General features: G+C 70.4%; 4 protein-coding genes (1 of these 4 cut by a window edge). All 4 read right to left on the reverse strand.

Features of this window, described 5'->3' with window-relative positions; translation table 11 throughout:
- Tightly spaced (each overlapping or abutting the next), the 4 genes in view from ACQR1H_RS28760 to ACQR1H_RS28775 form a layout consistent with a single transcriptional unit that may run on beyond the window.
- Positions 1–1,188: a cupin-like domain-containing protein gene (locus tag ACQR1H_RS28760; RefSeq protein ID WP_316182728.1), complete on the reverse strand. Its 1,188-nt coding sequence runs from the start codon at positions 1,186–1,188 to the stop codon at positions 1–3.
- Positions 1,185–5,162 carry a type I polyketide synthase gene (locus tag ACQR1H_RS28765; protein ID WP_434908565.1) on the reverse strand — a complete coding sequence of 1,326 codons (3,978 nt, stop codon included), beginning with the start codon at positions 5,160–5,162 and terminating at the stop codon, positions 1,185–1,187. Before ACQR1H_RS28765 ends, ACQR1H_RS28760 begins: the two co-directional genes overlap by 4 nt.
- Entirely contained in the window at positions 5,159–11,557 is a 6,399-nt protein-coding gene (locus tag ACQR1H_RS28770) for an SDR family NAD(P)-dependent oxidoreductase (protein ID WP_434908566.1), read from the reverse strand. Before ACQR1H_RS28770 ends, ACQR1H_RS28765 begins: the two co-directional genes overlap by 4 nt.
- Positions 11,554–26,635 carry the 3' portion of a non-ribosomal peptide synthase/polyketide synthase gene (locus ACQR1H_RS28775; protein ID WP_434908567.1) on the reverse strand. It continues 2,807 nt past the right edge of the window, so the window shows 15,082 of its 17,889 coding nt (coding positions 2,808–17,889); its start codon lies off the right edge, out of view; the stop codon is at positions 11,554–11,556. Before ACQR1H_RS28775 ends, ACQR1H_RS28770 begins: the two co-directional genes overlap by 4 nt.

Here is a 26,635-nt window from a genome sequence, read left to right on the forward strand (position 1 = left end):
TCAGGCCTGATAGGCCAGCCGCCGGCCGAAGCGGCGGACGGCCTCGTTGAACGCCTCGCGCTTCTGCCAGATGCGCTGGCGCCAAGCCGGGCCCTTGGGCGGGCGCCGGTAGAAGGCGCACAGCGCGCCGTCGAGGAAGTCCTCGGCGGTGATCACCGGCTCGGCCGGTGCCTGCTCGCCCGGAAGCAGCGTGCTGCGATAGCATTCGGCGGCGAGTATGCGCATCGCACGGTACTTCTCGCGTGCGCTCGGCGCCGGTTCGGCCGCAGCCGCGCGCAGCCGCCGCGCGGCGGCCTTGCTCGCCTCCGCACGGCGTGGATCCAACGTGCCGGCGACGATGTTCTGGATGTGGCAATCGCGGTGCACGCTGCCGATCAGGGCGACCGCGTCGGGATCGGTTACGCCGCCGAAACGGAAGCTCACCGACATCGCGGCATCGACATAGCCGACGTGATGCCACCAGAACGCCGGCATCAGGATGGTCTCGCCGGCCTCGACCACGACCTCGACGCCGCCGGCATAGGCGATCAGCGCCGCACGCTCGGCATCGTCCATCGCGTTGACCGCGACGGTCGAGAAGATGTCGATGGGAAACAGCTTGAAGCCGGATTTCGGCGGAAACAGCACGATGCGCTTGCGGCCGAACACCTGATGCAGCAGGACGTCGCGGCCGTCCCAGTCGGTGTGGAGATCGGAGGCGTTGCCGGCATTGGCGACGAACATCAGCGAATGCGCCTCGCTCGCGCTGCGCTGCGCGAGCGGATTGCCGTAGCCGCCATGCACTTTCTCGATTCCGACCGCACCGAGATTGCAATCGTCCAGGATTCTCTCGGGCGTCGGCTGCTCGCTGGTGAGCGCGCGCGTCGTGGGCTCGCGCTCGATCAGATCGAGATAGTCGCGCAGCAGGCCCGGCTTCTTGTCGATCGCGATCGGGGCGCTGCTGCCCTGCACGAAGTTGCGGATGTTGGCGAGATGCGCATCGATGTAGTTGACGCCGATCATGACCTGGAGGTCGCCGAGCGCCTCGCGCACCTTCTGCGCGTCGGTCAGCTCGCCGAGCAATTGTCCCTTGAACAGGCCGGAGATGACCGCCGGCTGGCGGCGCTCGAGCAATTCGTCCCGGCGTGCGGGCAGATCGGCGGCATCATAGGTCGCGATCACCGGCTGATCATGGCGAGATGACGTCATTGCAGTCGCTCCAGTTCCTGACGCAGCAACAGCTCGGCCTCTTCCTCGGACAGATCGTCGATCTCGGCCGTCGCGACCGGTTGAGGCATGGCAGGTGCGGACTGTGCAGCGGGATCCACAAACAGGCCGCCGAGATGGTCGAGCAGCGCCTCGATGGTCGGATAGTCGAACAGCAGGGTGGCATGCAGCGGCGCCCCCAGCCGCTCGCCGAGATCTTCGCGCAGCTCCAGGGCGGCAAGAGAATCCAGGCCGAGATCGAACAGCCGCGTCCGCGGCGCGATCGTATCGGCATCGGCCAGTCCAAGAACATGGCCGAGCAGCTCGCGCAGATGCCGCTCGATCGCGGCGCGGCTGCGGTCGGTGGCATGGCGCCCCGCAACGGAGATCATCGCTGATGTCGGGGACGCAGCCTTGATTGGTGCTCTGCCGGATGCGGCCGCGGTATCGCCGGTCAGCACGCGGCGGCTGGCGGCGCGGAACACGAAGCCGCTGGCTTCGAGCAGCGGCGTGTCGCCCATCATCAATTGCACGTTCGCCGCCGGAGAATTTCCCTGAGCGTTCGGACCGTCTTCGCGCCAGGCGACGCATGCAAGCGATGCCTCGATGCGGTGTGGCCAGAGGCGGAGCTGGTCGATGCGGAAGGGCAGACGCGCGATGTCGGTGTCGCGGCGGTCCCAGAAGCGGCTGAGCAGTTGGAACGAGCTGTCCAGCAGCCCGGGATGAATGATGGCATCCGTGACATCGACCAGATGCGCGGGACGCCGCAGCTCGGCTGTCAGCTCGCGGCCATCGCAGTGGATCGCATCGGCCCATTGAAACGACGGTCCGAGGTCGAAGCCCTGTGCCACGAGGTCGTCGTAGAATGCTCTACCATCGAGCGCGCCGGATCGAGCTGGCGCGCCGCCGTGCCGCTCCCAATCGCGGGGAGCGCTGAGAGGCAGATCGGCGCGACCGGTGACGTGGGTGGTCCAGGCCTCGTCGTCGAACGGATCGGAATCGGCGCGCCGGCTGATGAGGCGGATGCGATGGCCGCCGGGCTCCGGCGTCAGCACGAGCTGCATGACGATGCCGTGCGGCGGCAGGTGCGCGGCCTGCACCAGCGTCACGTCGCGCAGGGTCAGCGGGCCGGCCGCGGACAACGTCCGCAGGCCGGTGAAGATCATGGCGAGATGCCAGGCGGCGGGCACGATGACCTCGCCGAACACGCGGTGCTCGATGAGGAACGGATCACGTCCGGCGAGCTCGGTTTCGAACCGCGCCTCGCCGTGCGACTGCGGCAGCGCGAGCCTGCGGCCGATCACCCGCGTGTTGTTCGGTGCCGGCGTGGCCGCCGCGGCGGCCGGCGCCAGGCGGATCGGCCGCCGGTTGAACGGCGTATTGGGCAGCGGCACGCGCGGCGCCGGAGGCTGGCTGGCTGCGACATCGGCCGCCGATCCGTCGACGGCGAGCGCGGCCAGCGAATGGCGCATCTGCCAGGCATCGGCGGCGCCGGGCGCAACGCTCGGCAGCCACAAGATGTCCGCATCGGGCAGGGTCTGGCGGCCGAGTCCGATCAGGGCCGGCTGCGGGCCGATCTCGATGACGGCCGTGACGTCGCGCTCCGTGAGCTGCCGCAGGCTGTCCTCGAAACGCACGCGCTCGCGCGTGTGTCGGCACCAGCGCTCGGGATCAGCGATGTCGTCGGCGTTCACGGCGGCGCCGGTGAGATTGCTGATCAGCTCGACGGTCGGCGTCATGAACCGGACCTCGGACACTGCTTGCCGCAGCGCCGGAAGGATCGGCTCCATCGCCTGCGAATGGAAGGCGTGGGAGACGTCGAGGCGCTGCGCGGCCACGCCGTCGCGGCCGCAGCGCGCGATGACATCCTCGATCGCCCGCGCCGGGCCCGCGATGGTCACGCTGCGCGGCGCATTCGTCGCCGTGATCTCGACCTCGCCGCCATAGCGCTGCACCAGCGCGCCGAGCCGCCCGGCATCGGCGCGCACCGCCGCCATGGCGCCGCCCTCGGGCAGCGACTGCATCAGGGCCGCGCGCCAGCACACCAGGCGCAAACCGTCTTCAGGGCTGAAGGCGCCGGCGACGCAGGCCGCAGTGTACTCGCCCAGGCTATGGCCGAGCACGACATCCGGTACCACGCCCCAGGCGCGCCACAGCTCGGCCAATGCAAGTCCAAATGCAAACAGCGCCGGCTGCGCCCATCCGGTGCGGCGCAGTTGTCCGGGATCGACGTCGCCGAGCAGGAGATCACGCAGCGGCACGTCGAACTCGCGCGCGGTCAGCGCGATCGAGCGTTCGATGCTGTCGCGGAACACCGGCTCGGAGGCGTGCAGCGCGCGCGCCATCGCCGGGCGCTGAGCGCCCTGGCCGGTGAAGAGGAACGCGACCGCGCCTCCGCTGCGGCGGCTGGCCTCGCCGATCAGCAGCGCCGGATGCCGACTGCCCGAGACGGCTGCATCGAGCGCGGCTCGCGCCTGGTCAGGCTGATCAGTGACGATGGCGAGCCGGTGCCGCAATGGCGTCCTGCGCCGAAGCATACTCGAACAAATGCCGGCGAATTCATTCTGGTTGACGCCCTGGAGCCGGTCGCGCATCGCACCGGCCAGCAGCGTCAGCCCTTGCGGTCCTTGCGCCGACAACAGCAGCGTCGACGCATGCGCAACTGAGACGGGCTCCGCTTCCGACCTGGGATCTGAACGCTCCACGACGACATGCGCATTGGTGCCGCTCATGCCGAATGAGCTGATGCCGGCAAAGCGCAACTCGTCGCGCGCGTCCTCGAGACGCGATGGCAGCGTGAATGGCAGGGCGTGCCAGGGAATGTCGGGGTTCGGCGTGCCGACACCCGGCTGCGGCGGCACCTGCTGGTGCTTCAGGATCAGCAGCGTCTTCAGCAGCCCGGCAAGGCCGGCCGCCGCTTCGAGGTGGCCGATGCTGCTCTTGACTGATCCGAGCGGCAGCTCCGTCGTGCGCTGTGGCGCGTCGAACACGGCGGCGAGCGACTCAAGCTCGATCGGGTCGCCGAGCCGCGTGCCGGTGCCGTGGGTCTCGACATAGCCGACCGCCTCCGGTGGTACACCCGCCGCCGTCAGGGCGTCACGGATGACCTGCTCCTGCGCGATTGCGTTGGGCACAGTGAGCCCGCTGGCCGGTCCGTCGTGATTGACCGCGGCGCCGCGCACCACGCCGAGCACGTCGTCTGCGGCAGCGTCCTCCAGCCGGCGCAGCACGAGCACGACGCAGCCCTCGCCGCGGCCGAAGCCGTCGGCGTCGGCAGAGAACACCTTGCTGCGGCCATCCGGCGCGAGCACGCCGGTGCGCGACAGGAACAGCGTGACCTGGGGCGTCAGATGCAGATGCACACCGGCGACCAGTGCGAGGTCGCACTCGCGGTTCTCCAGGCTCTGGCAGGCCAGATGCAGCGCCACCAGCGAGGAGGAGCAGGCGGTGTCGAGCGACAGGCTCGGTCCGTTCAGCCCGAGCTCGTGCGACAGCCGTCCCGACGCGAAGCAGAGCAGGGCGCCCGTGCCGGAATAGGGACCGATGCACGCGGGATCGGCGCCGTAGAGCTCGCGCGGTCCATATTGCGGCTGGCCGATGCCGACGAACACGCCGGTGCGGCTGCCCCGCAGCGTGCCGATGGGCACGCCGGCATTCTCGATCGCCTCCCATGCGACCTCCAGCAGCAGCCGCTGCTGCGGGTCCAGCGAGGCCGCCTCACGCGGATTGATGTTGAAGAATTCTGGATCGAAGCCGTCGACATCGTCGAGAAAGGCGCCGCGCCGCACATAGGTGCGGCCGGGCGCGCGGCGATCGGGATCGAACAGAGCGTCATTGTCCCAGCGGCCCGCCGGCAGTTCGCCGATGGCATCGCGGCCGGAGCGGAGCAGATCCCAATAGGTGTCGAGGTCGGCAATGCCTCCCGGCAGGCGGCAGCCGGCGCCGATGATGGCAATGGGGGCGCGTCGTCGCGTCATGCCCGCACTCCGGTCAGCTCTGACGGCCGATCGAACAGCTCGGCGTCGAGGAAGGTTGCGAGCTGGTCCACGGAGCCGTGCCTGAACAGCGTGGTCTGCTCGATGCGGTGGCCAAGGCTGGCGCGGATGCGGTTGCGCAGGTCCAGCGTGGCGAGCGAGTCCATGCCGAGCGCGAAGAAGCCGCGCGTGCGATCGATCTCGGCAGCACCGGCGAAGCCGAGCACCGCGGCGACCAGGCCGGCAAGATGGTCGGCGAGCGCAGCACGGCGGCGGCGTGCTGGCAGGCGCGCAAGCTCCATCCGCAACCGATCGTCCGCCGAAGGCTCCGGCCGGACCACGCGCAACGGCACGGCGCCGGCCGTCGCGGCCGCCTTGGGCTGCGGCGCCACGAACGCATCGACCAGGGCAGGCGGCGCGTCGGCGCAGGCGCTGGCGAACTGCGCCCAGTCGACGTCCAGCACCGCGGCCTGCGGCAGATCGGTCCTGATGAGTTCGCCGAGCGCCGCGAGACAGATTTCACCCGGCATCTCGCGCAAGCCCTGCCGGGTCCACTCACGCCGCGTCGCCCGCTCGCCGGCGCCGACCATGCCGAGGCCGGACCACGGTCCCCAATTGATGCTGAGCGCCGGCAGCCCCGCCGCGCGCCGATGCTGGGCGAGCGCATCCAGTCCGGCATTGGCGGCGACATAGCCGGCGAGGCCGGGAGCACCCAGCAGCCCGAACGCCGAGGAGAACAGCACGAAATGATCGAGCGGCTGGCTGCGGGTCAGCTCGTGCAGATGCCAGGCGCCGTCGAGCTTGGCCGCAAGCACCGCGCTGATGCGATCCCAGCTCTGGGTCTCGATCACGCCGTCATCATGGCTGCCGGCGGTGTGGAAGACGCCGCCGAGCGGCGGCAGTTCGCGGCTGCATGCATCGAGCAATGCGGCGACCTCGTCACGCCGGCCGAGGTCGGTCGAGCGCAGCATCACCGTGACGTTCTGCGCCCGCAGCTCATCGGCAAGCGCGCGCGCTGCCGCCTCGGCCGAGCGGCTCGCGATCACGATGTGGGTGGCGCCGCTGGTGGCGAGCCAGCGGGCGAGTGCGGCGCCGAGCGCGCCGCCGCCGGCGATCAGCTGGGTTCGCCCGGTAAGATCCAGTGGCCTCGTCGCGGCCGTTGCGCCGGACGCGCGGAGCCGCGGCACGCGCGCGCGGCCGTTGCGCCATGCCATCAGCCATTCCGCCGGCGCGCTGTCGGTGAGGTCGCCGATCAGCCAGTCGGCAAAGGCGGCGTCGCTCAGGGCCGAGGCGTCGATGTCGATCAGCCGCATGCCGAGCCAGGTCTGCTCACGGCCGAGCACGAGAGGGAGGCCCTGCAAAGCGGCGAGCGCGACGTCGGCCCGGTCCTCTGCGCTGGCCGCCATGGCGCTTCGGCTGAGCGAGAACAGCCGCCTCGGCGGTCGCGCGAGCCGGGTCAGCCGCTGCAACAATGCGAGCAGGCGTGGTCCCATCGTCGTCAGCCGCTCGGCCGGCGTGCTTTCGGCCGTGAATTCGGCGGACGACGCCCGCATATCGATCACGGCCTCGACGCCGTCGTCGAGATGGCGGAAGCCGTCGACATCGTCGGTCGCGACGATGCAGCGGACGCCGCGGCGGCCGAGCGATGTCGCGAGCAGTAGAGCCTGCGCGGCGTGATCGGACAGCAGCAGCCACGGCCGTACCATCGACGCGGCAGGACGCGGCGGGAGCTTGCGCTGCGGCGCGTCGATCCATTCGACCACGTGCAAATTGTGCGCGGGCGTCTCGGCCGGACGCGCCGAGACGGCGCGGACGAAGGTCATGCCGCTGATGCGCAGCACCGGTGCGCCATCGGCCGTGGAGGCATCGAGGTCGACCACGGCGGCGCTGCCGTCGGGCGCGGCATCGCGCAGTCGTGCGTGCGACCAGGCGATCGTCGCGATGTCCCCGAGCAGGTCGATGCGCTCGCAGCCCGCGGGAATGCCGCAAGGAATGGCGACGGGCAGCACGGCCTGCGCCGCCAGCAGCGCCGCGTCCAGCCGTATCGCACCGGCGAGCGCTGGCGGTACGTCGGCGGCGCCGATCTGCCCGAGCGCCTCGCCTCGGCCGGTCGTAAGAGCCGCGAGACTCGCGATCGCGATGCCCGGCTCGCAGCCTTGGGCACGCAGCCGTTCGGCGAGTCGATCGATCGTGTCGTCTGTTAGTTCATGCCGGAGCGCGTCGAGCTCTGCCGTCGCCGTGCCAAGCCCGTCCACGACGACGTCGCCGATCTCGGCTTCGGCATGAACCGTCCAGCTCGCCGCAGCGTTACGGCTTGCGATCCGCACGCGGCTCGTCCCGGCGCCCTGCGGCAGCAGCACGGTCTGCACGTCGACGCCGTGATCCGGCAGATGCAGCGGCCGATGAAAGACCAGCGACGACAGGCGCAGCGGCGCGAGGCTGATCGGGCAGGCTCCGCCGGGGCCGCTGCCATGCGCCTCGATCATCATCGCGAGCATCGCCGCCGCCGACAGCGTCGCGCTCTCGCCGATGCGGTGCGTCTCCAGGGCCGGCCACCGGCCGCCGCCGAGCCTGGTGGCATGAACCGCTCCGTCCAGCGCGAGCGGGATCATCGGACCGATCAGGGTGGCCGGATCGGGTGTCGGCACTTCGACGCGTGGGGATGATTGCGGTTCTGCGTCCGAGCTCGGGTCGATCCAGTAGCGCTTGCGCTCGAACGGCGTGGTCGGCAGCGCGACGCGCCGCGGCGGCCGGCAATCGAGGCTGCGCCAATTGATCTCAGCGCCCCGCACAAACAGCTCGCCTGCCGCCCGCGACAGGGTCTGCCACGCGGACTCCGTCGGCACCAGGCTCGGCAGCAGCGCGACCGCATTGTCGGCAAGGCAATCGCGGGCGACACCGGTGAGCACCGGCCGCGGCCCGATCTCGATGAACACATTGGCGCCGAGCGCAGCGGCCGTCGCGATGCCGTCGCGGAAGCGGACCGGCTGGCGCACATGGCGCACCCAGTACAAGGGGTCCATCAGCTCGTCATCGATCAATCGTCCGGTGACGTTGGAGACGATGCTGATCCGCGGCCGCCGCGGATGCAGCTTGCGGCAGGTGTCGCCGAACGGCGCCAGCATGCCGTCCATCAGCGGCGAGTGACCCGCGCGCGAGACATGCAGCCGGTGGACCTCGATGCCCTCGCGGGCGAAATCGGCGAGCGCGGCTTCGACCGCGGCCGGCGCGCCCGAGATCACGCAATTCTGCGGGCCGTTGTAGGCCGCGATCACGACCTCCTGGCCGGCCACGCGGCGCTCGACGAAGGCGGCGTCGGCGAACACGACGCCCATCGCGCCGTCAGGCGTCGCCTGCATCAGCCGTCCGCGCATCGCGACGAGCTCGACGGCCTCGGCAAGGTCGAGCGCCCCGGCGATGCACGCCGCCGTCACTTCGCCGAGGCTGTGACCCATCACCACGGCCGGCGTGATGCCGGCGTCGATCCACAGCCGCGCGAGGGCATATTCGAGCGCGAACAGTGCGGGCTGCGCGTAGCGCATCTGCGCGATCATGTCCGGCTCGCCGGGGGCGGGGTTCATGATCTCCAGCAGCGGTCTGTCGAGGAACGGCGCAAACAGCTCAGCGCATTCGTGCAATGCGGCAGCAAAACCCGGATGGCTTCCGGCGAGCTCCTCGGCCATCCCCGGATATTGAGAGCCCTGTCCGGTGAACAGGAAGGCGACCACGGGCGCGTTGCCGGCCGTGCCCGCCATCACGTCGGAATACGGCTCTCCTGCGAGATGGCTGCTCAGCTCGCGTTGCCAGTCGCCCGGGCCACTGCCGACGATCGCGAGCCGATGCGGCTGTGCGCTGCGGCCGGCGGCCGCCGTCGCGGCGATGTCGCCCGGCGCCTGCGTGCCGCCGACGGATGCGAAATGATCGAGGTAGCGGCGCGCGAGCTCGTGCAGCGCCGCGGGCGAGCGCGCCGAGAGGACGAGCAGATGGTGCTGCCGCGGATCGTCGGGACGGTCGTCCGGCCGCGGCGCTTCGGCGAGGACGACGTGCGCGTTGGTGCCGGAGAAGCCGAACGAGCTCACGGCGGCGCGGCGGCGCCGGCCGTCGCGCCGCTCCCAGGCTTGCAGTTGGATTGGAATGCTGGCCGGGATCGCTGAGAGATCGAGCAGCGGGTTGATGGCGCCGAGATGCAGTTGCGGCGGGATCGCGCCGTGACGAAGCGCAAGCACCGCCTTCATCAGTCCGGCGAGGCCCGCGGCCGCCTCGGTGTGGCCGATATTGCTCTTCACCGAGCCGATCAGCAGCGGATGCTCGCGGCCGCCATGCACGGCGGCCAGCGCGTTGAACTCGATGGGGTCGCCGAGCGGCGTGCCGGTGCCATGCGCTTCGACATAGTCGATGTCGGACGCGGCGATGCCGGCATCGTCGAGCGCGCGGCGGATGACAGCCTGCTGCGCCAGGCCGTTCGGCGCGGTGAGGCCGTTGCTCGGGCCGTCATTGTTGACGGCGCTGCCTTCGATCACAGCGAGCACGGGGTCGCCATCGACCAGCGCGTCGTCGAGCCGCTTGAGCGCGAGCACGGCGCAGCCCTCGCTGCGCACATAGCCGTTGGCCTCGGCGGAAAACGGCTTGCAGCGTCCGTCGGGTGCCAGCATGCTGGCCTGCGAGAAGGCGATGCTGAGCTCGGGGCCGAGGATCAGGTTGACGGCGCCTGCCAGTGCCATCCGGCAATCGCCGGCGCGCAGCGCCTTGACCGCGAGATGCACGGCAACGAGGCCGGCAGAGCAGGCGGTGTCGACCGACAGCGCCGCGCCCTGCAGCCCCAGCGTATAGGCGATGCGCCCCGAGGCGATCGATCCGGCGTTGCCGGTGCCGTAGTGGCCGTCGAGCCGTCCGGCGGCGCCGGCGATGCGCTCATAGTCGTGTCCGAACAGGCCAATCAGGACCTGCGTGTCCGAACCGGCGAGGGCGGTGGGATCGATGCCGCCATGCTCCAGCGCCTCCCAGCTGCATTCGAGCAGCAGGCGCTGCTGCGGATCCATCGCCGCCGCCTCGCGCGGCGACAGCCCGAAGAATCCGGGATCGAACTGATCGACATCGGCGATGAACCCACCGCGCCTCGTCGTGATGCGTCCGGGACCGCCGGCGGGATTGCAGAGAACGTCCGCATTCCAGCGCGTGGCCGGGACATCGGTGATGCCATCGCGGCCTTCGCTGAGCAGCGTCCAGAACTCATCCGGGCTGGTCACGTTGCCCGGGAAGCGGCACGCCATCCCGATGATCGCCACCGGCGCCGCGGTCTGGCCTGTCTGCTGGTGGCGAGCGGTCGATGATGAGGCGCTGCCGCGCGGGGCGGCCGCACGTTTCGGCGCAGAGGATGGCGCGATCAGGCCGTTGACGATCTGCTCCGGCGTCGGATGACGGAAGAAGAAGGTGGCATCGATCGCGGTGCCGAGCGCGCGGTTCAGCCCGGCCCTCAGGCTGTGCAGGTCGAGCGAGTCCAGCCCCATCGCATGCAAGGTGCGTCCAGGCGCGAAATCTTTCGCGCGCGCCGGCCCCAGCACATCGCGCAAGGTAGCGGCGACGATCTCGGGCAGATCGCGCGCGCTGACGATGGGCTGGCCGGCGCTGCTCGTGGTGATCGCATCCAGGCGGTCCGCGTCGTATTCGATCAGCACGCCGGCCTCGCCGCCTGCGGCGTAGCCGGGGAAGGCGCCGGGCAGCACGTCGACGATGCGAGCGCCGCGTGCGGCATGGAAACGCAGAATCGCGTCGACCGGCAGCCCGTTGGCATCGCGGCGGGCGACATAGGCGGCGATGATGTCGTCGTCAGAGGCCGCGAAGTCCCGGCACAGCGTCACGCCGACGATCGTCGTCGCGCCGGCGGCGCGGGCGATCCGCAGCGCCAACTGCACCAGCGCCTCGCCGAGGCCGGTCTGGGCGTGATCAGGATCGACGCAGACTCCGAGCAGTTGCGCAACCATGCCGTCGGGCGCGTGCAGCGTCTCGAACTGTTCCGCGGGCAGATCGCGCAACGCCCGCGCATCTGCGATCCGCTGCGTGTAGATCGCACCGATGATGCGCTCCTGCCGCAGCACCACGATATGATCGCCAGAAGCCTGGTGGATGCGCCGCAGGAGGCGTTCCGGCCGGCTGCGCAGCGGCTCCGGCCAGCAGGCCGTATCCAGTGCGACAAGGCCGGCGAGATCGGTTTCGCGGGCCGCGCGAACCACGATGCCCGACTGATCCGCCCCGGTGTCGATGGCGAACCAGGCCCGCGCCTCATCGTAGGTTGGGCTCGGTGCGGGAATGCGCTGCTCGGCCACGGCGCGCTGCAGGCGTTGGAGGATCGGCGCCTCGAGCGTCACATGCGACAGTGGTGAGGAACGATGCTCGGTCATGACTGATCCACCCGCCGGGCCACGCGCTCGGCATGAAGGCCGCGCATCAGACCATCATGATCGCAATCGAGCTCGATCAGCTCGAACTCTCCGCCGATCAGCTCGCGCCAGCCCGCAGGCGCAGCCGGATTGCCGCGCACACGCGCGTGGAAGAAGGTGGCGTGTCCCATGGTGGGCGTGGGCTGATAGGTGCCGAGCAGCTTTCCGCAGCGGACATAAGCCTCGACGATCTCCTCCACCTGGGCGGCGGTGATGTCCGGCGGAAACTCGCCGCTGCGGCTCAGCACCGCGGCGGCTCTCGCATAGTCGAGCGTCGCGTCGTCGGAGGCCTCGCCCGTGAGGTCGGCGATGATCTCTGCCTTGCTGACCTCCCATCCGCCCGCGGGCTTGACCGGCGCGTCGAGCAGCAGCAGCGACGCCACCGTCTCTCCCTCCGCCGCGAGCTGGCGGGCGATTTCGAAGGCGGCCACGCCACCGAAGGACCAGCCCATGAGATGATAGGGGCCGTGCGGCTGAACGCTGCGGACCTCCCGGAGATAGCTCTGCGCCTGCTCGACGAGGCTCGCCGGCCCCGCGTTGCGGCCGGTGACATCCTGCAGTCCGTAGACCGGGCGTGGCACCGACAGGCGCGAGACGATGTCGAGATAGCAGAACACCGTTCCGGTCGCCGGATGGATGCAGAACAGCGGCGGCTCGGCGCCGTTGCCGCGCAGCGTCACCAGTGCCTTCGCCGGTTGCGCCGGGACCGTGCCGCGCAACAGCCGCGCCATGCCTTCGATGGTCGGGTCGGCGGCAATGTCGCCGGCTCGCAGCTTGAGGCCGAACTCATTGCGGCAGCGCGCGATCAGTTGGATCAGGATCAGCGAGTCGCCGCCCAACTCGAAGAAGCTCGTGGTGACGTCGATCGACGGCGTCTGCAGCAGCTCCTGCCAGATCGCCTGCAGCCGGAACTCGATGTCGTCGCGGGGCGCGATGGTGCGACCATCGGATGAGACATCCGATCCGTGCATCGTCGCCAGCGCACGCCGGTCGATCTTTCCGGCCGGGTTGAGCGGCAGGCTGTCGAGTCGGATGAACTGTGCCGGCAGCATGTAGGACGGCAGGTGCTCGGCGAGATGGCGGCGAAGTTCGGACGGCGCAGCGTCGGCACCGCTTTTCGCTGACCACCAGCACACCAGACGCTGATCGCCGCGGCTGGCCTCGAGACCGACGGCCGCAGCCTCCACCGTCGCGTGCCGGCGCAACACCGCCTCGATCTCGCCCGGCTCGATGCGGAAGCCGCGCAGCTTGATCTGAGCGTCGCTGCGGCCGAGGAATTCGAGGGTGCCGTCGGGAAGCCAGCGAGCGCGGTCGCCGGTCCGATACAGCCGCTCGCCCGGTCGGCCGAACGGGTCGGCGATGAAGCGTTCGGCGGTCAGGCCCGGGCGATCGAGATAGCCGCGCGCAAGGCCGCGGCCGGCGACGTAGAGTTCGCCTGCGGCACCGATCGGCAGCGGAGTGAGCCTGTCGTCGAGCACGTGGCAGCGCAGGCCGAGGATCGGGCGGCCGATCGGCGGCGTGCGGTCGCCGGCGAGCGGAGCGCTGAGCGAGGCGCACACTGTCGTTTCGGTCGGGCCGTAGCCGTTGATGAAGGTCCGGCCGGGAGCCCACAGCCGTGCCGTCTCGGCCGGGCAGGCCTCGCCGGCAACCACCAGCACGCGGCAACCGTCGAGATCGCGCGGTGCCATGACGCCGAGCGCGCTCTGCGGCAGGGTGGCGTGGCTGACGCCGTGCCGCCGGGCGAAGTCGGCAAGAGCGTCTCCCGGCAGCAGGTCATCGGGCGAGCCGACCACGAGCGCGGCGCCGCTGCCCAGCGCCATGCAGATCTCCCACACCGAGGCGTCGAAATTGGGCGAGGCAAATTGCAGCACGCGATCGCCAGGCCCTGCGCCAAACGCGGCGCGCTGGGCGCGAATCAGGTTAGCGGCGCCGCGATGCGGAACCATGACGCCCTTCGGCCGTCCGGTCGAGCCGGACGTGTAGATCACGTAGGCAAGGTCGTCGGCCGAGATCGCGGGCCGCGGCTGGCGCGGCTTATTGCCGGTCGCAGCAGGCACGTCCTGTTCGTCGATGCCGATGCGGCGGACTGCCGGAGGGAGCCAGGCCGCCGCGCCATCGGTCAGCACGCGCTGCACGCGGCTGTCAGTGATGATGAAGCCGAGGCGGTCGGGCGGATAGGACGGATCCAGCGGCACGTAAGCGAGTCCGGCCTTGAGAGCTGCCAGCGCGGCGGTCACGAAGCCGGCCCGGCGTTCGCAGGCGATGCCGATGAACTCACCCGGGCGCGCGCCGTCATCGCGCAGCCGGCCGGCCAGGCGATCGGCGGCGTCGTGCAGCTCACGATAGGTCAGGTGGCCGAAATCGCCGATCAGCGCCGGCTCGTCGGCATGGTCCCGGGCGGTTTCGTCGAGCAGCTCGGTCAGCGTCTCCTCGGCAAGGACCACCGGCGTGGTCGCGTTCCAGGCAGCGATCTGCTGCAGATCCCTGGCGTCGGCACCGAGCAGGCGATGCAGCGGCAGATCGCGGTCCGCCGCGGCCAGGCGCTCGATGACGGCGATGAAGTCGTCGGCCAGTCGCGCGATATCCTCCGCCGCGAACCGGCCGGCGTCGTAGCTGAACGCGAGCTCATAGGAGTCGCCCGGCATGACGGCGACAGCCAGGGGATAATGCGTATGCTGTTCCACGGGCAGCGCGCGAATGGAGAGATCGTCGAGCATCCCGTCCATCGACGTGGCCGGCTGGTTCTCGAACACCATCAGGGTCTCGAACAGCTCGCCCTCCGCGCGCTCGGTCCAGCGCATGATGTCGCCGAGGCCAGCATATGCGTAGCTCATCCGTTCCGCCTGCTCGGCATGAAGCCGCGCCAGCCACTCGCCGGCGCTCGCCTGCTCCGTGAGCCTGATCCGCGCCGGGACCGTGTTGATCAGCAGCCCCGCCATCCGCGCGATGCCCTCCACTTCCGGCGGGCGCAAGGCGATCGTGGTCCCGAACACCATATCCTCGGACGAGCACAGGCGCGACAGCATCATCGCCCAGGCGCCCTGGAGCAGCGTGTTGGCGCTGACATGGTGCCGCCGTGCCGCATGGCGCAACGCGGTCGACCTGTCCTCGCCGAGCATCCGCTTCAAGGCGCGCTGGCCGCTGCCTCGGGCCGGCGTCGGCAGCGAAATGCGGGCCATCGTCGTCGCGCTGGCAAGGTGCTGGCGCCAGAAGCTCGCGCTCTCCTCGCGATCCCGTTGGGCGAGCCAATGGACGAACGCGGCAAACGGCGCGCGCGGCGGCAGCGCCTCGATACGGCCGGCGGCAAGGGCCGCGCGCGCAACGAACAGGTCTTCGAGCACGAGCGACAATGACCAGCCATCGAGCAGCACGTGATGATTGCTGATCACCAGGGCGTGGCGATCCGGCGCGAGGCGCAGCAGCATCAGCCGCAGCAGCGGCGTGCCGTCGAACCGGAACGGCGTCGTCATGTCATGCGCCAGGAGATCGCGCAGCGTCTGCTCGGGATCGTCGTCAGTGCTGAGATCGCGCGTCTGCCATGGTGCCTCGGCATCGGGCCTGATAACCATGACGTAGCGGCCGTCACGCTCGCCGATCGTCGTCCGCAGCACGGCATGGCGGGCCACGACCGCCTTCCAGGCGGCGTGGAGGACCGCTTCATCGAGGCTGCCCGTGATGATCATCGCGGTCTGCATGCGATAGGCGCCGGCCGCGTCGTCATCGAGGCTGTGGCGCAGCAGGCCGAGCTGCAACGGTGTGAGCTGCAGCTCTTCCGTCTCTGGCCACGAAATATCCGGCGTGCGGACCGCCGGCGCCGCTGCGGCCTGATGTTGCACATGGGCCGCCAGGCGCGCGACCGTCGGCTGCCGGAAGATGTCGCGCGCACTGAAGACGAGGCCGGCCTGGCGCGCGCGCATCACCACCTGGATGGCGAGGATGGAATCGCCGCCGAGCGCAAAGAAATCCTCGTCGATCCCGATGTGATCCTGATCGAGGACTGACGCCCAGATTTCCGCGAGGCGTTTCTCGGTGACGGTGTCCGGCGCACGGCGCGCGCGCTCGGCCGCTTCCGCTTCGGACCAGGGCAGCGCGGCGCGGTCGACCTTGCCGCTGCGGCTGCGCGGCAGCGCCGGCAGATCGATGATGCGCGACGGCACCATGTAGTCCGGCAGGAACGAGGTGAGATGGCTGCGCAACGCGTCGAGCGAAGGGCAGTCGCCGTGTCGCGGCACCACATAGGCGACGAGCTGCGGATTGCCGCGGGCTTCGCGCACCATCACGCAGGTGTCGGCGATCTCCGGATGACGCTGCAACGCGTGCTCGATTTCGCCGGGCTCGATCCGAAGGCCGCGGATCTTGATCTGGTGATCGACGCGGCCGAAGCATTCGAGCACGCCGTCGTCGCGCCAGCGGCCGCGGTCGCCGGTGCGATAGAGCCGCGCGCCGGGCGGGCCGCCGGGATCGGCGATGAAGCGTTCGGCCGTGAGACCGGGCCGGTTGCAATAGCCGCGCGCGAGCCCGACGCCGCCGATGTAGATCTCGCCTTCGACGCCGGCCGGGACGTCCGCCAGCCAGTCGTCGAGGATGCGGATGACGGTGTTGGCGATCGGCGTGCCGATCGGCGGCCGCCCGCCGTCGTTGGCCGAGAACCGCATCATGGTCGAATAGATCGTGGTCTCGGTCGGGCCGTAGTAGTTATGAACGCTGGCAACGCGGCAGGTGGCGAGACGGCGCAATGTCGCCTCGGTCAGCGCTTCGCCAGCACTCACGACCCTCAGCCCGGCGAGTGCGCCGGGCGCTGCGGTGGTCAGCATGTTCCAGACCGTCGGCGTCGCCTGCATCGCGGTGACGCCGGCCGCGGCGATCAGCGCCGCCAGCCGGTCGGGAGCGGTGGCCTCGTCCTCGGCCGCCAGCACGACGCAGCCGCCGGTGACGAGCGGCAGCAGCAATTCCACGATCGAGATGTCGAACGCCGCCGTGGTGGTGGCGGCGAAGCGATCGTCGGGCGTGAGCTTGAGCTCCGACTGTACGGCCGCCAGCAGGTTGCCCAAGCCGCGATAGGTGACGGTCACGCCCTTGGGCCGGCCGGTCGTGCCGGATGTGTAGAGCAGGTAGGCGGCCTGGAGCGGATTCGCCTGATGCAAGGCGGGCGCGGCAGCCGCAGCGCCGAGATCGATCGCGAGGACTGGCACCGGGGCTGGCAGATCCGCCGACGCGTCGGCAGTGATGGCAAGCGCGGGCCGGGCGTCATCCAGCATGTAGCCGATGCGATCGCGCGGCAGCGAGGGATCGATCGGCAGGTAGGCCGCACCGGCCCGCAGCACCGCGAGGATCGCGATCAGCAGCGCGGGGGAGCGCGGCAGATGCAGCGCGACGAGATCGTCGGCGCCGACGCCGCGCGCCGCAAGCTGGCCGGCGAGCCGGCCGGACATCGCATCCAGCCGCGCATAGTCGAACGTCTCGTTGCGCCAGATCAGGCCGGGTGCGGACGGCGCGATGCGGGCCTGCCGCAGGAAGCCATCCAGGAGGTGGCCCGCCGGCTCCGGCTGCGCGGTCATATTCCAGGCCGCAATCCGCGGATCGCGGCTCGCGTGGGCTCCTAGCACGCGGCCGATCGGCGCGTCGCCATCGTCAGCGAGAGCCATGAGCAGCCGGCGCAGTTCCGCGATCAACTCCGCCGCCGGCGCGCCGTCGAACAGACCGGGCCGGACGTGAAGCCGCAGCGTCAGCCGCGGTCCGGGCAGCACCGCAAGGCTCAGCGGATAGTGGTTGGCGTCGCGCCCCTGCACCCGGGTGATGCGCAACGCTTCGGCATTGTCGATGGCATCAGCCGAAACCGGATAGTTCTCGAACGCCAGCAGCGTATCGAACAACGCGTCGGTGCCGAGCATCTGCTGGATCTCGCCGAGGCTGAGATGCTGATGGGCGATCAGCGCTGCCTGGCGATCCTGCAACTCGCCGAGGAATGCCTTGATCGTGCGCGCGGGCGACACGCGTGCGCGCAACGGGACGGTGTTGGCAAGCAGGCCGACGATCTGGTCGGCGCCGTCGAGCGCGGCGTCACGCCCAGCGACGGTGATGCCGAACACGACGTCGTCGCGATGGGTGCGCGCCGCGAGCCACAGCGCCCAGGCGCCTTGCATCAAGGTGGCCAGCGTGATCCCGAGCGAGCGCGCGGCCGCGACCAGCCGCTGGGTCTCGTGCTCGTCGAGCGCGACGTCGGTTTGCGTTGCCGTGGTCTGGCCCGGCAGGTTCGGCGCGACCAGCAGCGGTCCGCTCCAGCCGTCGAAGGCCGCGCGCCAGGCCGCCAGCGCCGCGGCGCGATCCTGACGGTCGAGCCAGTCGAGATAGCGGCTGAACGGCACCGCCGGCTGCAGCTCGGCCGTCCCGTGATAGAGCTGCATCAGCTCGCGCAGCACGATCGGCATCGACCAGCCGTCGATCAAAATGTGATGCAGCGTCAGGATCAGCACGTTGGTCGTGCCGGCGCCGACCAGGCTGCTGCGCAGCAACGGCGCAGCCGCCAAGTCAAAGCGGTACGTCAAGTCGTCGCGGCGGGCCCGATCGAGAACCGCCTGCAAATCCGTGCCGGCGTCGACCGCCAGTTCACGCCAGGGCAGATCGACCGCGGGCACGACGCTCTGGGTGAAGCCGCTGCTGTCGTCGGCCCGGAACGCCGCGCGCAGATTGTCGTGCCGCGCGATCAGCGCGGCGATCGCGCCGCGCAGCCGGTCGCGATCGAGCTCACCTGCAAACTCCACTTCGAGCTGGACGACATAGACGTCGGCACGGACGGGATCGGACAGGTTCTCGTAGAGCAGGCCGCGCTGCAATGGCGACAGCCGGAGCTGACGGACCGACGGCTTTGCGGCCGGATGCGGCGCGGCCGGCGTCAGTTCGGCAAGGCGCTCGAGCAGGGCGAACCAGCGCGTCGCGAGCACCTGCACGACGTCGTCATCGACGAGGCTTCGGTCGCTGGACCAGGTGGCGCTGAGGCGGGCGTCGGCGCCCTGGCCGATCACCACCGTGTTCAATTCGATCGCATGGGCCGGACGCAACTCGGCCTGCTCGACGAGGTCGCCGGGCAGTGCCGTCGGGATGATGCTCCAATCCGCAACATGATCGGTCGAGAAACGGCCGAGATAGTTGAAGCCCGCCTGCGGCGTCGGCAGGCGGGCGAGCGTCCGCGCCGCGTCCTCGTCCAGGTAGCGCAGCAGGCCGAAGCCGAGCCCGTCGTCAGGGACGTCGGCGAGACCGGACTGCACGGCGTGCAGCGCGCCGAGCAGGCGTTCGGCGTCGCCGGCGGTGGTCGTGGAATCTCCGGCGGGAAGGTCGAAGCGAACGGGATAGAGGCTCGTGAACCAGCCCACGGTGCGCGACAGGTCGATGGCAGGGTCGAATTCGTTGCGGCCGTGGCCTTCGAGGTCGATCACGATGGTCTGCGCTGCCGCATCGCCATCGGCGAGCGTCGTGACGAAAGCCGCAAGCAGGATGTCGAGCACCCGCGCGCCGAGCCGTCGCGGCGCCTCGCTCATCACGCGCGCAGTCACCGCTGCCGGCAATGTCAGCGTCAGATGCTTGACGCTGTTCGCAACGGGCTGGCGGGGCGGCGTCAGCCGCAGGGGAGCGGCGCTTGCCGCCAATGTTCGCTGCCAATGCGGCAGCTCTGCCTGCACGGAGGAATGTCGCGACCGCGCTTGAAGCAGCCGCGACCACTGCCCGAAGCTGGTGCCGAGCGCAGGCAACTGAGCCGGCTGGCCGGCCGTCGTAGCGTGCCACGACGCGGCGAGCTCCTCGATCAGGATCCGCCACGACACGCCGTCGACGGCGAGATGATGCAGTACGAGCAGCAGCGCGTCGTTATCAGCTACGCTGGCCGTGAATTGAACCGCCTGCAGCATCACGCCGCCTGCGGGATCGAGACGCGCCTCGGCAGCGCCGATCTCCTGGCTGATCCGCTGCGCGCGCTGCTCCGGCGTCAACGCGGCGACATCGATCTGGCGCAGCCGGCGCCGCGCCAGCGCTGTGTCGGAGGGCGCGATGTGCAGCGACGGCCTGCCATCGATCGGATCGAATGCGAGGCGGGACCGCAGCATGGCATGGCGCGACAACGTGGCATCGAGCAGGGCGATCAGTTGCTGCGACGTCAGGCCGCGCGGCAGCCGCACGGTCATGCTCTGGCTGAAGCGGTCGACATTCCTGCCGCGCTCGAGCAGCCAGCGCATGATCGGCGTCAGCGGAATGGGGCCGCCGTCCGCGCGATCGTCGGCGGTGACCTGCTGGGCCGCGGTTGCAACGCTCGCGAGCTTCGCGATCGTGCCCTGCTGGAACACGTCGCGCGGCGTGATCACGAGCCCGGCGCGTCGCGCGCGCGTCACCATCTGGATGCTGGTGATGGAATCGCCGCCGAGCGCGAAGAAATTGTCGTCGATGCCGATCGTGTCGTGGCCGAGCAGCTCGGCCCAGATCGCGGCGAGCACCTGCTCAGACGGTGAGCGCGGCGCGCGGTGGGGTGCCTCGGACGCAGCAGCGAGATCGGGCTCAGGCAGCGCCTTGCGGTCGAGCTTGCCGTTCGGGGTGAGCGGCAGCGCATCGAGGCTGACGAACAACGCCGGCACCATGTAGTCCGGCAACAGGCTGCCGAGATGGCTGCGCAACTCTGTGACGGACGGCGCAACGCCGTCGCGTCCGACCACATAGGCGACGAGGCGCCGCCCGTGCGGATGCTCCTGCGGCACCACCGCGGCAGCGGCGACGCCGTCGTGCCGTCGCAGCGCCGTCTCGATCTCGCCGGGCTCGATGCGGAAGCCGCGGATCTTCACCTGTTGGTCGGCGCGACCCAGGAACTCCAACGTGCCGTCGGCCTGCCTGCGCGCGCGATCGCCGGTGCGGTACAGCCGGGTGCCCGGCGGTCCGAACGGATCGGCGATGAAGCGCTCCGCCGTCAGATCCGGACGGTTGAGATAGCCCTGCGCAAGCCCCGCGCCGGCGACATACACCTCGCCTGCAACCCCGATCGGTACCTCGTTGAGCTGGGCGTCGAGCAGGTGAATGCGCGCGTTCTCGATCGGTGCGCCCATCGGCGGCGGCGCGTCGCCCGATAACGGCGCGCTGATGCTGGCGCAGACCGAGACTTCGGTCGGCCCGTACGCGTTCAGCATCCGGCGATGCGGCGACCACAGCGCGACGAGGTCGCCGGGGCAGGCTTCGCCGGCGACGACGAGGACGCGGCAGCCGGCGAGATCGTCCGGCTCCATCACGCGGAGCGCTGTCGGCGGCAGCGTCGCATGGGTCACCGCGCAGGATTGGACGAGCGTCGCCAGGGACGGTCCGGGGCGCAGCGTGTCGGCGTCGCCGGTGACGATCGCGGCGCCCTTCGAGAGCGCCGTGGCGATCTCGGAGACCGACGCGTCGAAGCTCGGCGAGGCGAACTGCAGGACGCGGTCGCCGGCTCCGATCTCGAACGCGACCGTCTGGGCATGGACGAGATTGACGAGGCCGCGCTGTGGGATGGCGACGCCCTTGGGGCGGCCGGTGGAGCCGGAGGTGAAGATGACGTAAGCGAGGTCGTCGGGCAGCGGACGATGGTGCGGCCGCGCCGGCGGCGGTTGCAGCAGCGCGGGATCGTCGAGCCGGAGCTGCGCGAGATCGTCGGGCAATGCGGCGGTGCTGCCGTCGGTCAGCACCAGTTTCAGCCGGGCATCCCCGGCCATGACGCACAGCCGCTCGGCCGGATAGGCCGGATCGAGCGGCACATAGGCGTGGCCGGCCTTGAGCACGGCGAGGATCGCGACGATCAGCTCCGGCCCGCGGTTGAGCGCAATGCCGATCAGCGCGTTGGTCGTGGGAATGCGTGTAGTCAGATGCGCGGCGAGATGATCGGCGCGGCGGTGCAGCTCGGCATAGCTGATCTCGCCGCCGGCGTGGATGATCGCAGGCCGGTCGGCATGGTCACGCGCGGCCGCATCGAGCAGATCGAGGATGGTCTCGTCGGCAGCACGCGGCGCAGCCGTCGCGTTCCACGTTTGTAGCTGGCGCCGTTCGTCGGCGCCGAGCATCGCGAGGCTGCTGAGCCGCGCCGCACCATCGGCGCTTGCCATCGCGCCGAGCAGGGTCGCGACATGGCCGGCCAGCCGCGCCATGCTGGCGGGGGCGAACATCTCGGCGTCGTATTCCAGGATGCCTTCGAGGCCGCCGTCGGCGGTCGGCTGCAGCGACAGGGTCAGCGCGAACTTGGCGACACCGGGCTCCGGCGGATGCATCCGGGTGGTGAGGCCGGGCATGTCGGGGGCGCGGAAGGCGGCTGCGTTCTGCAGCGCCAGCATCGCCTGGAACAGCGGGCTGATGCCGAGCTGGCGCTGCGGCTGCAGCTCCTCGACCAGCTGCTCGAACGGCAGGGTCTGATGCGCGAAGGCGGCGAGATCGGTCTCGCGCACGCGCGCGAGCAGCTCGGCCAATGTCGGATCATCACTGAGGCGCAGCCGCAGCACCAAGGTGTTGACGAAGAAGCCGATCAGGCCCTCGAACTCGCGGCGGGTGCGGTTGGCGATCGGGGTGCCGATGCTGATGTCGTCGCTGCCGCTCCAGCGCGCCAGCACGGTGGCGAAGGCGGCGTGCAGCACCATGAACAGGGTGACGCCATGGCGGCGCGCCAAGGCTTCCCAGGCCGCGACTTCGCCGGCCTCGTGGCGCAGATGCACGAAGCCCGCGGGATGGCGCGGCGTCGCCGGCCGCGGCAGGTCGAGCGGCAGTTCGAGCCGCGCCGGCGCATCGGCGAGCGCCGTGCGCCAGTAGGCGAGCTCGCGCGGAATCGGACCGTTGGGATCGGCGAGCAGCTGGCGATGCCACAGTGCGTAGTCGGCATAGTGCACCGACAGCTCGGGCAGGCTCGCAACCGTGCCGTTGCGGGCGGCCGCATACAGCCGCGCGAGCTCGCCGAAGAAGATGCCGGACGACCAGCCGTCGAAGGCGATGTGATGGATGACCACCGCGAGCACGTGGCGCTCGGGAGCGAGCCGCACCAGCAGCGCATGCAGCGGCAGGTCGCGCGACAGGTCGAAGCGGTGCTGCACCAGGCCGTCGAGTCTTGCGGCCAGCGCAGCGTCGCGGTCGGCGGGCGAGAGATCGGAGAGGTCGTCGTGCAGCAGGCGGAAGGCGCCGGCCGGGCGGATGATCTGCACCGGCGCATCGGCCTTGAGCTCGACCGTGCTGCGCAGGCTCTCATGGCGTGCGACCAGCGCCGTCAGCGCGCGATCGAGCGCCTGGGCATCGAGCGCGCCGTCGAGATCGAGCGCGAACGGAATGAGATAGGCGGCCGAGCCGCCTTCGAGCTGATCCAGGAACCAGAGCCGGGTCTGGGCGGCGGACAACGGCAGGTCGACCGGACGGGGCACGGCGACGAAGGCGGTGGCCTGATCGCCGGTCTCGCCGTCGAGGCAGGCGGCGAGGCGGGCAATGGTCGGCTGCTCGAACAGCCGGCGCAGCGGCAGCTCGCGGCCGAACTGGCTGCGCAGGCGGGAGACGAGGCGGGTGGCAAGCAGCGAATGACCGCCGAGGGCGAAGAAATTGTCGTCGATGCCGATCTCGTCGTGGCCGAGCAGCTCGGCCCAGATCGCGGCAAGCGCCTGCTCGGTGGCGGAGCGCGGTGCGCGATGGGGCGCCTCGGAGGCCACGGCGAGGTCCGGCTCGGGCAGGGCCTTGCGGTCGAGCTTGCCGTTGGGGGTGAGCGGCAGCGCATCGAGCGTGACGAACAGCGAAGGCACCATGTAATCTGGCAGCAGGCTGCCGAGATGGCTGCGCAGCTCTGCGATGGACGGCGCAACGCCGTCGCGGCCGACCACATAGGCGACGAGGCGCCGCCCGTGCGGATGCTCCTGCGGCACCACGACGGCAGCAGCGACGCCGTCGTGACGGCGCAGCGCGCTCTCGACCTCGCCGGGCTCGATGCGGAAGCCGCGGATCTTGACCTGATGGTCGGCGCGTCCCAGGAACTCCAGCGTGCCGTCGGCCTGCCTGCGCGCGCGATCACCGGTGCGGTACAGCCGGGTGCCCGGCGGTCCGAACGGATCGGCGATGAAGCGCTCCGCCGTCAACCCGGGACGGTTGATATAGCCGCGCGCGAGACCCGCGCCCGCGACATAGACCTCGCCGACGACGCCGATCGGGACCAGCGCGAGCCGCTCGTCGAGCAGGTGCACCTGCATGTTGTGGACGGGACGGCCGATCGTCGGCGGCGCGTCGTGCGGACCGTCGGAGAACCAGGCGGTGGAATAGACGCTCGCTTCCGTCGGCCCATACAGATTCCAGATCCGGCAGTCCGGCAGCACGGCGCGCGTCCGGTGCACCAGCTCCTCGGGCAGCGCCTCGCCGGCAAGGATCAGCGCGCGCGCGTCGGTCGGCAGCGCCGACATGTCGAGCAGCGCGCGCAACACCGACGGTACGCCACTCAACAGCCGCATGCCGGAGCGGCCGCGATGGGCGATGGCGAGCAGGTCGGATGCGACCTCGATGCACCCACCGCAGCTCAGCGGCGAGAACATCTCCAGCACCGACATGTCGAAATTGATCGAGGACGAGGCGAAGGTCGCCGCCAGCACGTCGGTGCCAACAGCGGCAAAGCTCCAGCGCACGAGATTGACGAGACCACGCTGGGGGATGGCGACGCCCTTGGGGCGGCCGGTGGAGCCGGAGGTGAAGATGACGTAGGCGAGGTCGTCGGGCAGCGGACGATGCCGCGGCCACGCCGGCGGCGGTTGCAGCAGCGCGGGATCGTCGAGCCGGAGCTGCGCGAGATCGTCGGGCAATGCGGCGGTGCTGCCGTCGGTCAGCACCAGTTGCAGCCGGGCGTCCCCAGCCATGACGCGCAGCCGCTCGGCCGGATAGGCCGGATCGAGCGGCACATAGGCGTGTCCCGCCTTGAGCACGGCGAGGATCGCGACGATCAGCTCCGGCCCGCGGTTCAGCGCGATGCCGATCAGTGCGTTGGTCGTGGGAATGCGAGCGGCGAGGTGTCCCGCGAGATGATCGGCGCGGCGGTGCAGCTCGGCATAGCTGATCTCGCCGCCGGCGTGGATGATCGCAGGCCGGTCGGCATGGTCACGCGCGGCCGCATCGAGCAGATCGAGAATGGTCTCGTCGACAACACGCGGCGCAGCCGTCGCATTCCACGTTTGTAGCTGGCGCCGTTCGTCGGCGCCGAGCATCGCGAGGCTGCTGAGCCTCGCCGCACCATCGGCTCTCGCCATCGCGCGAAGCAGGGTCGAGACATGGCCGGCCAGCCGCGCCATGCTGGCGGGGGCAAACATCTCGGCGTCGTATTCCAGGATGCCTTCGAGGCCGCCGTCGGCGGTCGGCTGCAGCGACAGGGTCAGCGCGAACTTGGCGACACCGGGCTCCGGCGGATGCATCCGCGTCGTGAGGCCGGGCATGTCGGGGGCGCGGAAGGCGGCGGCGTTCTGTAGCGCCAGCATCGCCTGGAACAGCGGGCTGATGCCGAGCTGGCGCTGCGGCTGCAGCTCCTCGACCAGTTGCTCGAACGGCAGGGTCTGATGCGCGAAGGTGGCGAGATCGGTCTCGCGCACGCGCGCGAGCAGCTCGGCCAATGTCGGATCATCACTGAGGCGCAGCCGCAGCACCAAGGTGTTGACGAAGAAGCCGATCAGGCCCTCGAACTCGCGGCGGGTGCGGTTGGCGATCGGGGTGCCGATGCTGATGTCGTCGCTGCCGCTCCAGCGCGCCAGGACGGTGGCGAAGGCGGCGTGCAGCACCATGAACAGGGTGACGCCATGGCGGCGCGCCAAGGCTTCCCAGGCCGCGACCTCGCCGGCCTCGTGGCGCAGATGCACGAAGCCCGCGGGATGGCGCGGCGTCGCCGGCCGCGGCAGGTCGAGTGGCAGTTCGAGCCGCGCCGGCGCATCGGCGAGCGCCGTGCGCCAGTAGGCGAGCTCGCGCGGAATCGGACCGTTGGGATCGGCGAGCAGCTGGCGGTGCCACAGCGCGTAGTCGGCATAGTGCACCGGCAGTTCGGGCAGGCTCGCGACCGTGCCGTTGCAGGCGGCCGCATACAGACGGGCGAGCTCGCCGAAGAAGATGCCAGACGACCAGCCGTCGAAGGCGATGTGATGGATGACGACCGCGAGCACGTGGCGCTCGGGAGCGAGCCGCACCAGCACCGCATGCAGCGGCAGGTCGCGCGACAGGTCGAAGCGGTGCTGCACCAGGCCGTCGAGCCGCGCAGCCAGCGCGGCGTCACGGTCGGCGGGCGCGAGATCGGAGAGGTCGTCGTGCAGCAGGCGAAAGGCGCCGGCCGGGCGGATGATCTGGACCGGACGATCGGCCTTGAGCTCGACCGTGCTGCGCAGGCTCTCATGGCGTGCGACCAGCGCCGTCAGCGCGCGATCGAGCGCTCGTGGATCGAGCAGACCATCGAGGTCGAGCGCGAAGGGAATGAGATAGGCGGCCGAGCCGCCTTCGAGCTGATCCAGGAACCAGAGCCGGGTCTGGGCGGCGGACAGCGGCAAGTCGGCCGGCCGCGGCACGGCGACGAAGGCGGTGGCCTGATCGCCGGTCTCGCCGTCGAGGCAGGCGGCGAGGCGGGCAATGGTCGGCTGCTCGAACAGCCGGCGCAGCGGCAGCTCGCGGCCGAACTGGCTGCGCAGGCGGGAGACGAGGCGGGTGGCGAGCAGCGAGTGGCCGCCGAGCGCGAAGAAATTGTCGTCGATGCCGATCTCGTCGTGGCCGAGCAGCTCGGCCCAGATCGCGGCAAGCGCCTGCTCGGTGGCGGAGCGTGGCGCGCGATGGGGTGTCTCGGACGCAGCAGCGAGATCGGGCTCGGGCAGCGCCTTGCGGTCGAGCTTGCCGTTGGGGGTGAGCGGCAGCGCATCGAGCGTGACGAACAACGCCGGCACCATGTAGTCCGGCAGCAGGCTGCCGAGATGGCTGCGCAGCTCTGCGATGGACGGCGCAACGCCGTCGCGGCCGACGACGTAGGCGACGAGGCGCCGCCCTTGCGGATGCTCCTGCGGCACCACGGCGGTAGCA

It is taken from the genome of Bradyrhizobium sp. HKCCYLRH2015 (assembly GCF_051168215.1).
Taxonomy (GTDB): domain Bacteria; phylum Pseudomonadota; class Alphaproteobacteria; order Rhizobiales; family Xanthobacteraceae; genus Bradyrhizobium.

What these genes read in the sequence shown, in the direction of transcription:
- ACQR1H_RS28760 (WP_316182728.1), bottom strand. Translation starts at nt 1,188, where the DNA reads ATGACGTCATCTCGCCATGATCAGCCGGTGATCGCGACCTATGATGCC.
- ACQR1H_RS28765 (WP_434908565.1), bottom strand. Translation starts at nt 5,162, where the DNA reads ATGACGCGACGACGCGCCCCCATTGCCATCATCGGCGCCGGCTGCCGC.
- ACQR1H_RS28770 (WP_434908566.1), bottom strand. Translation starts at nt 11,557, where the DNA reads ATGACCGAGCATCGTTCCTCACCACTGTCGCATGTGACGCTCGAGGCG.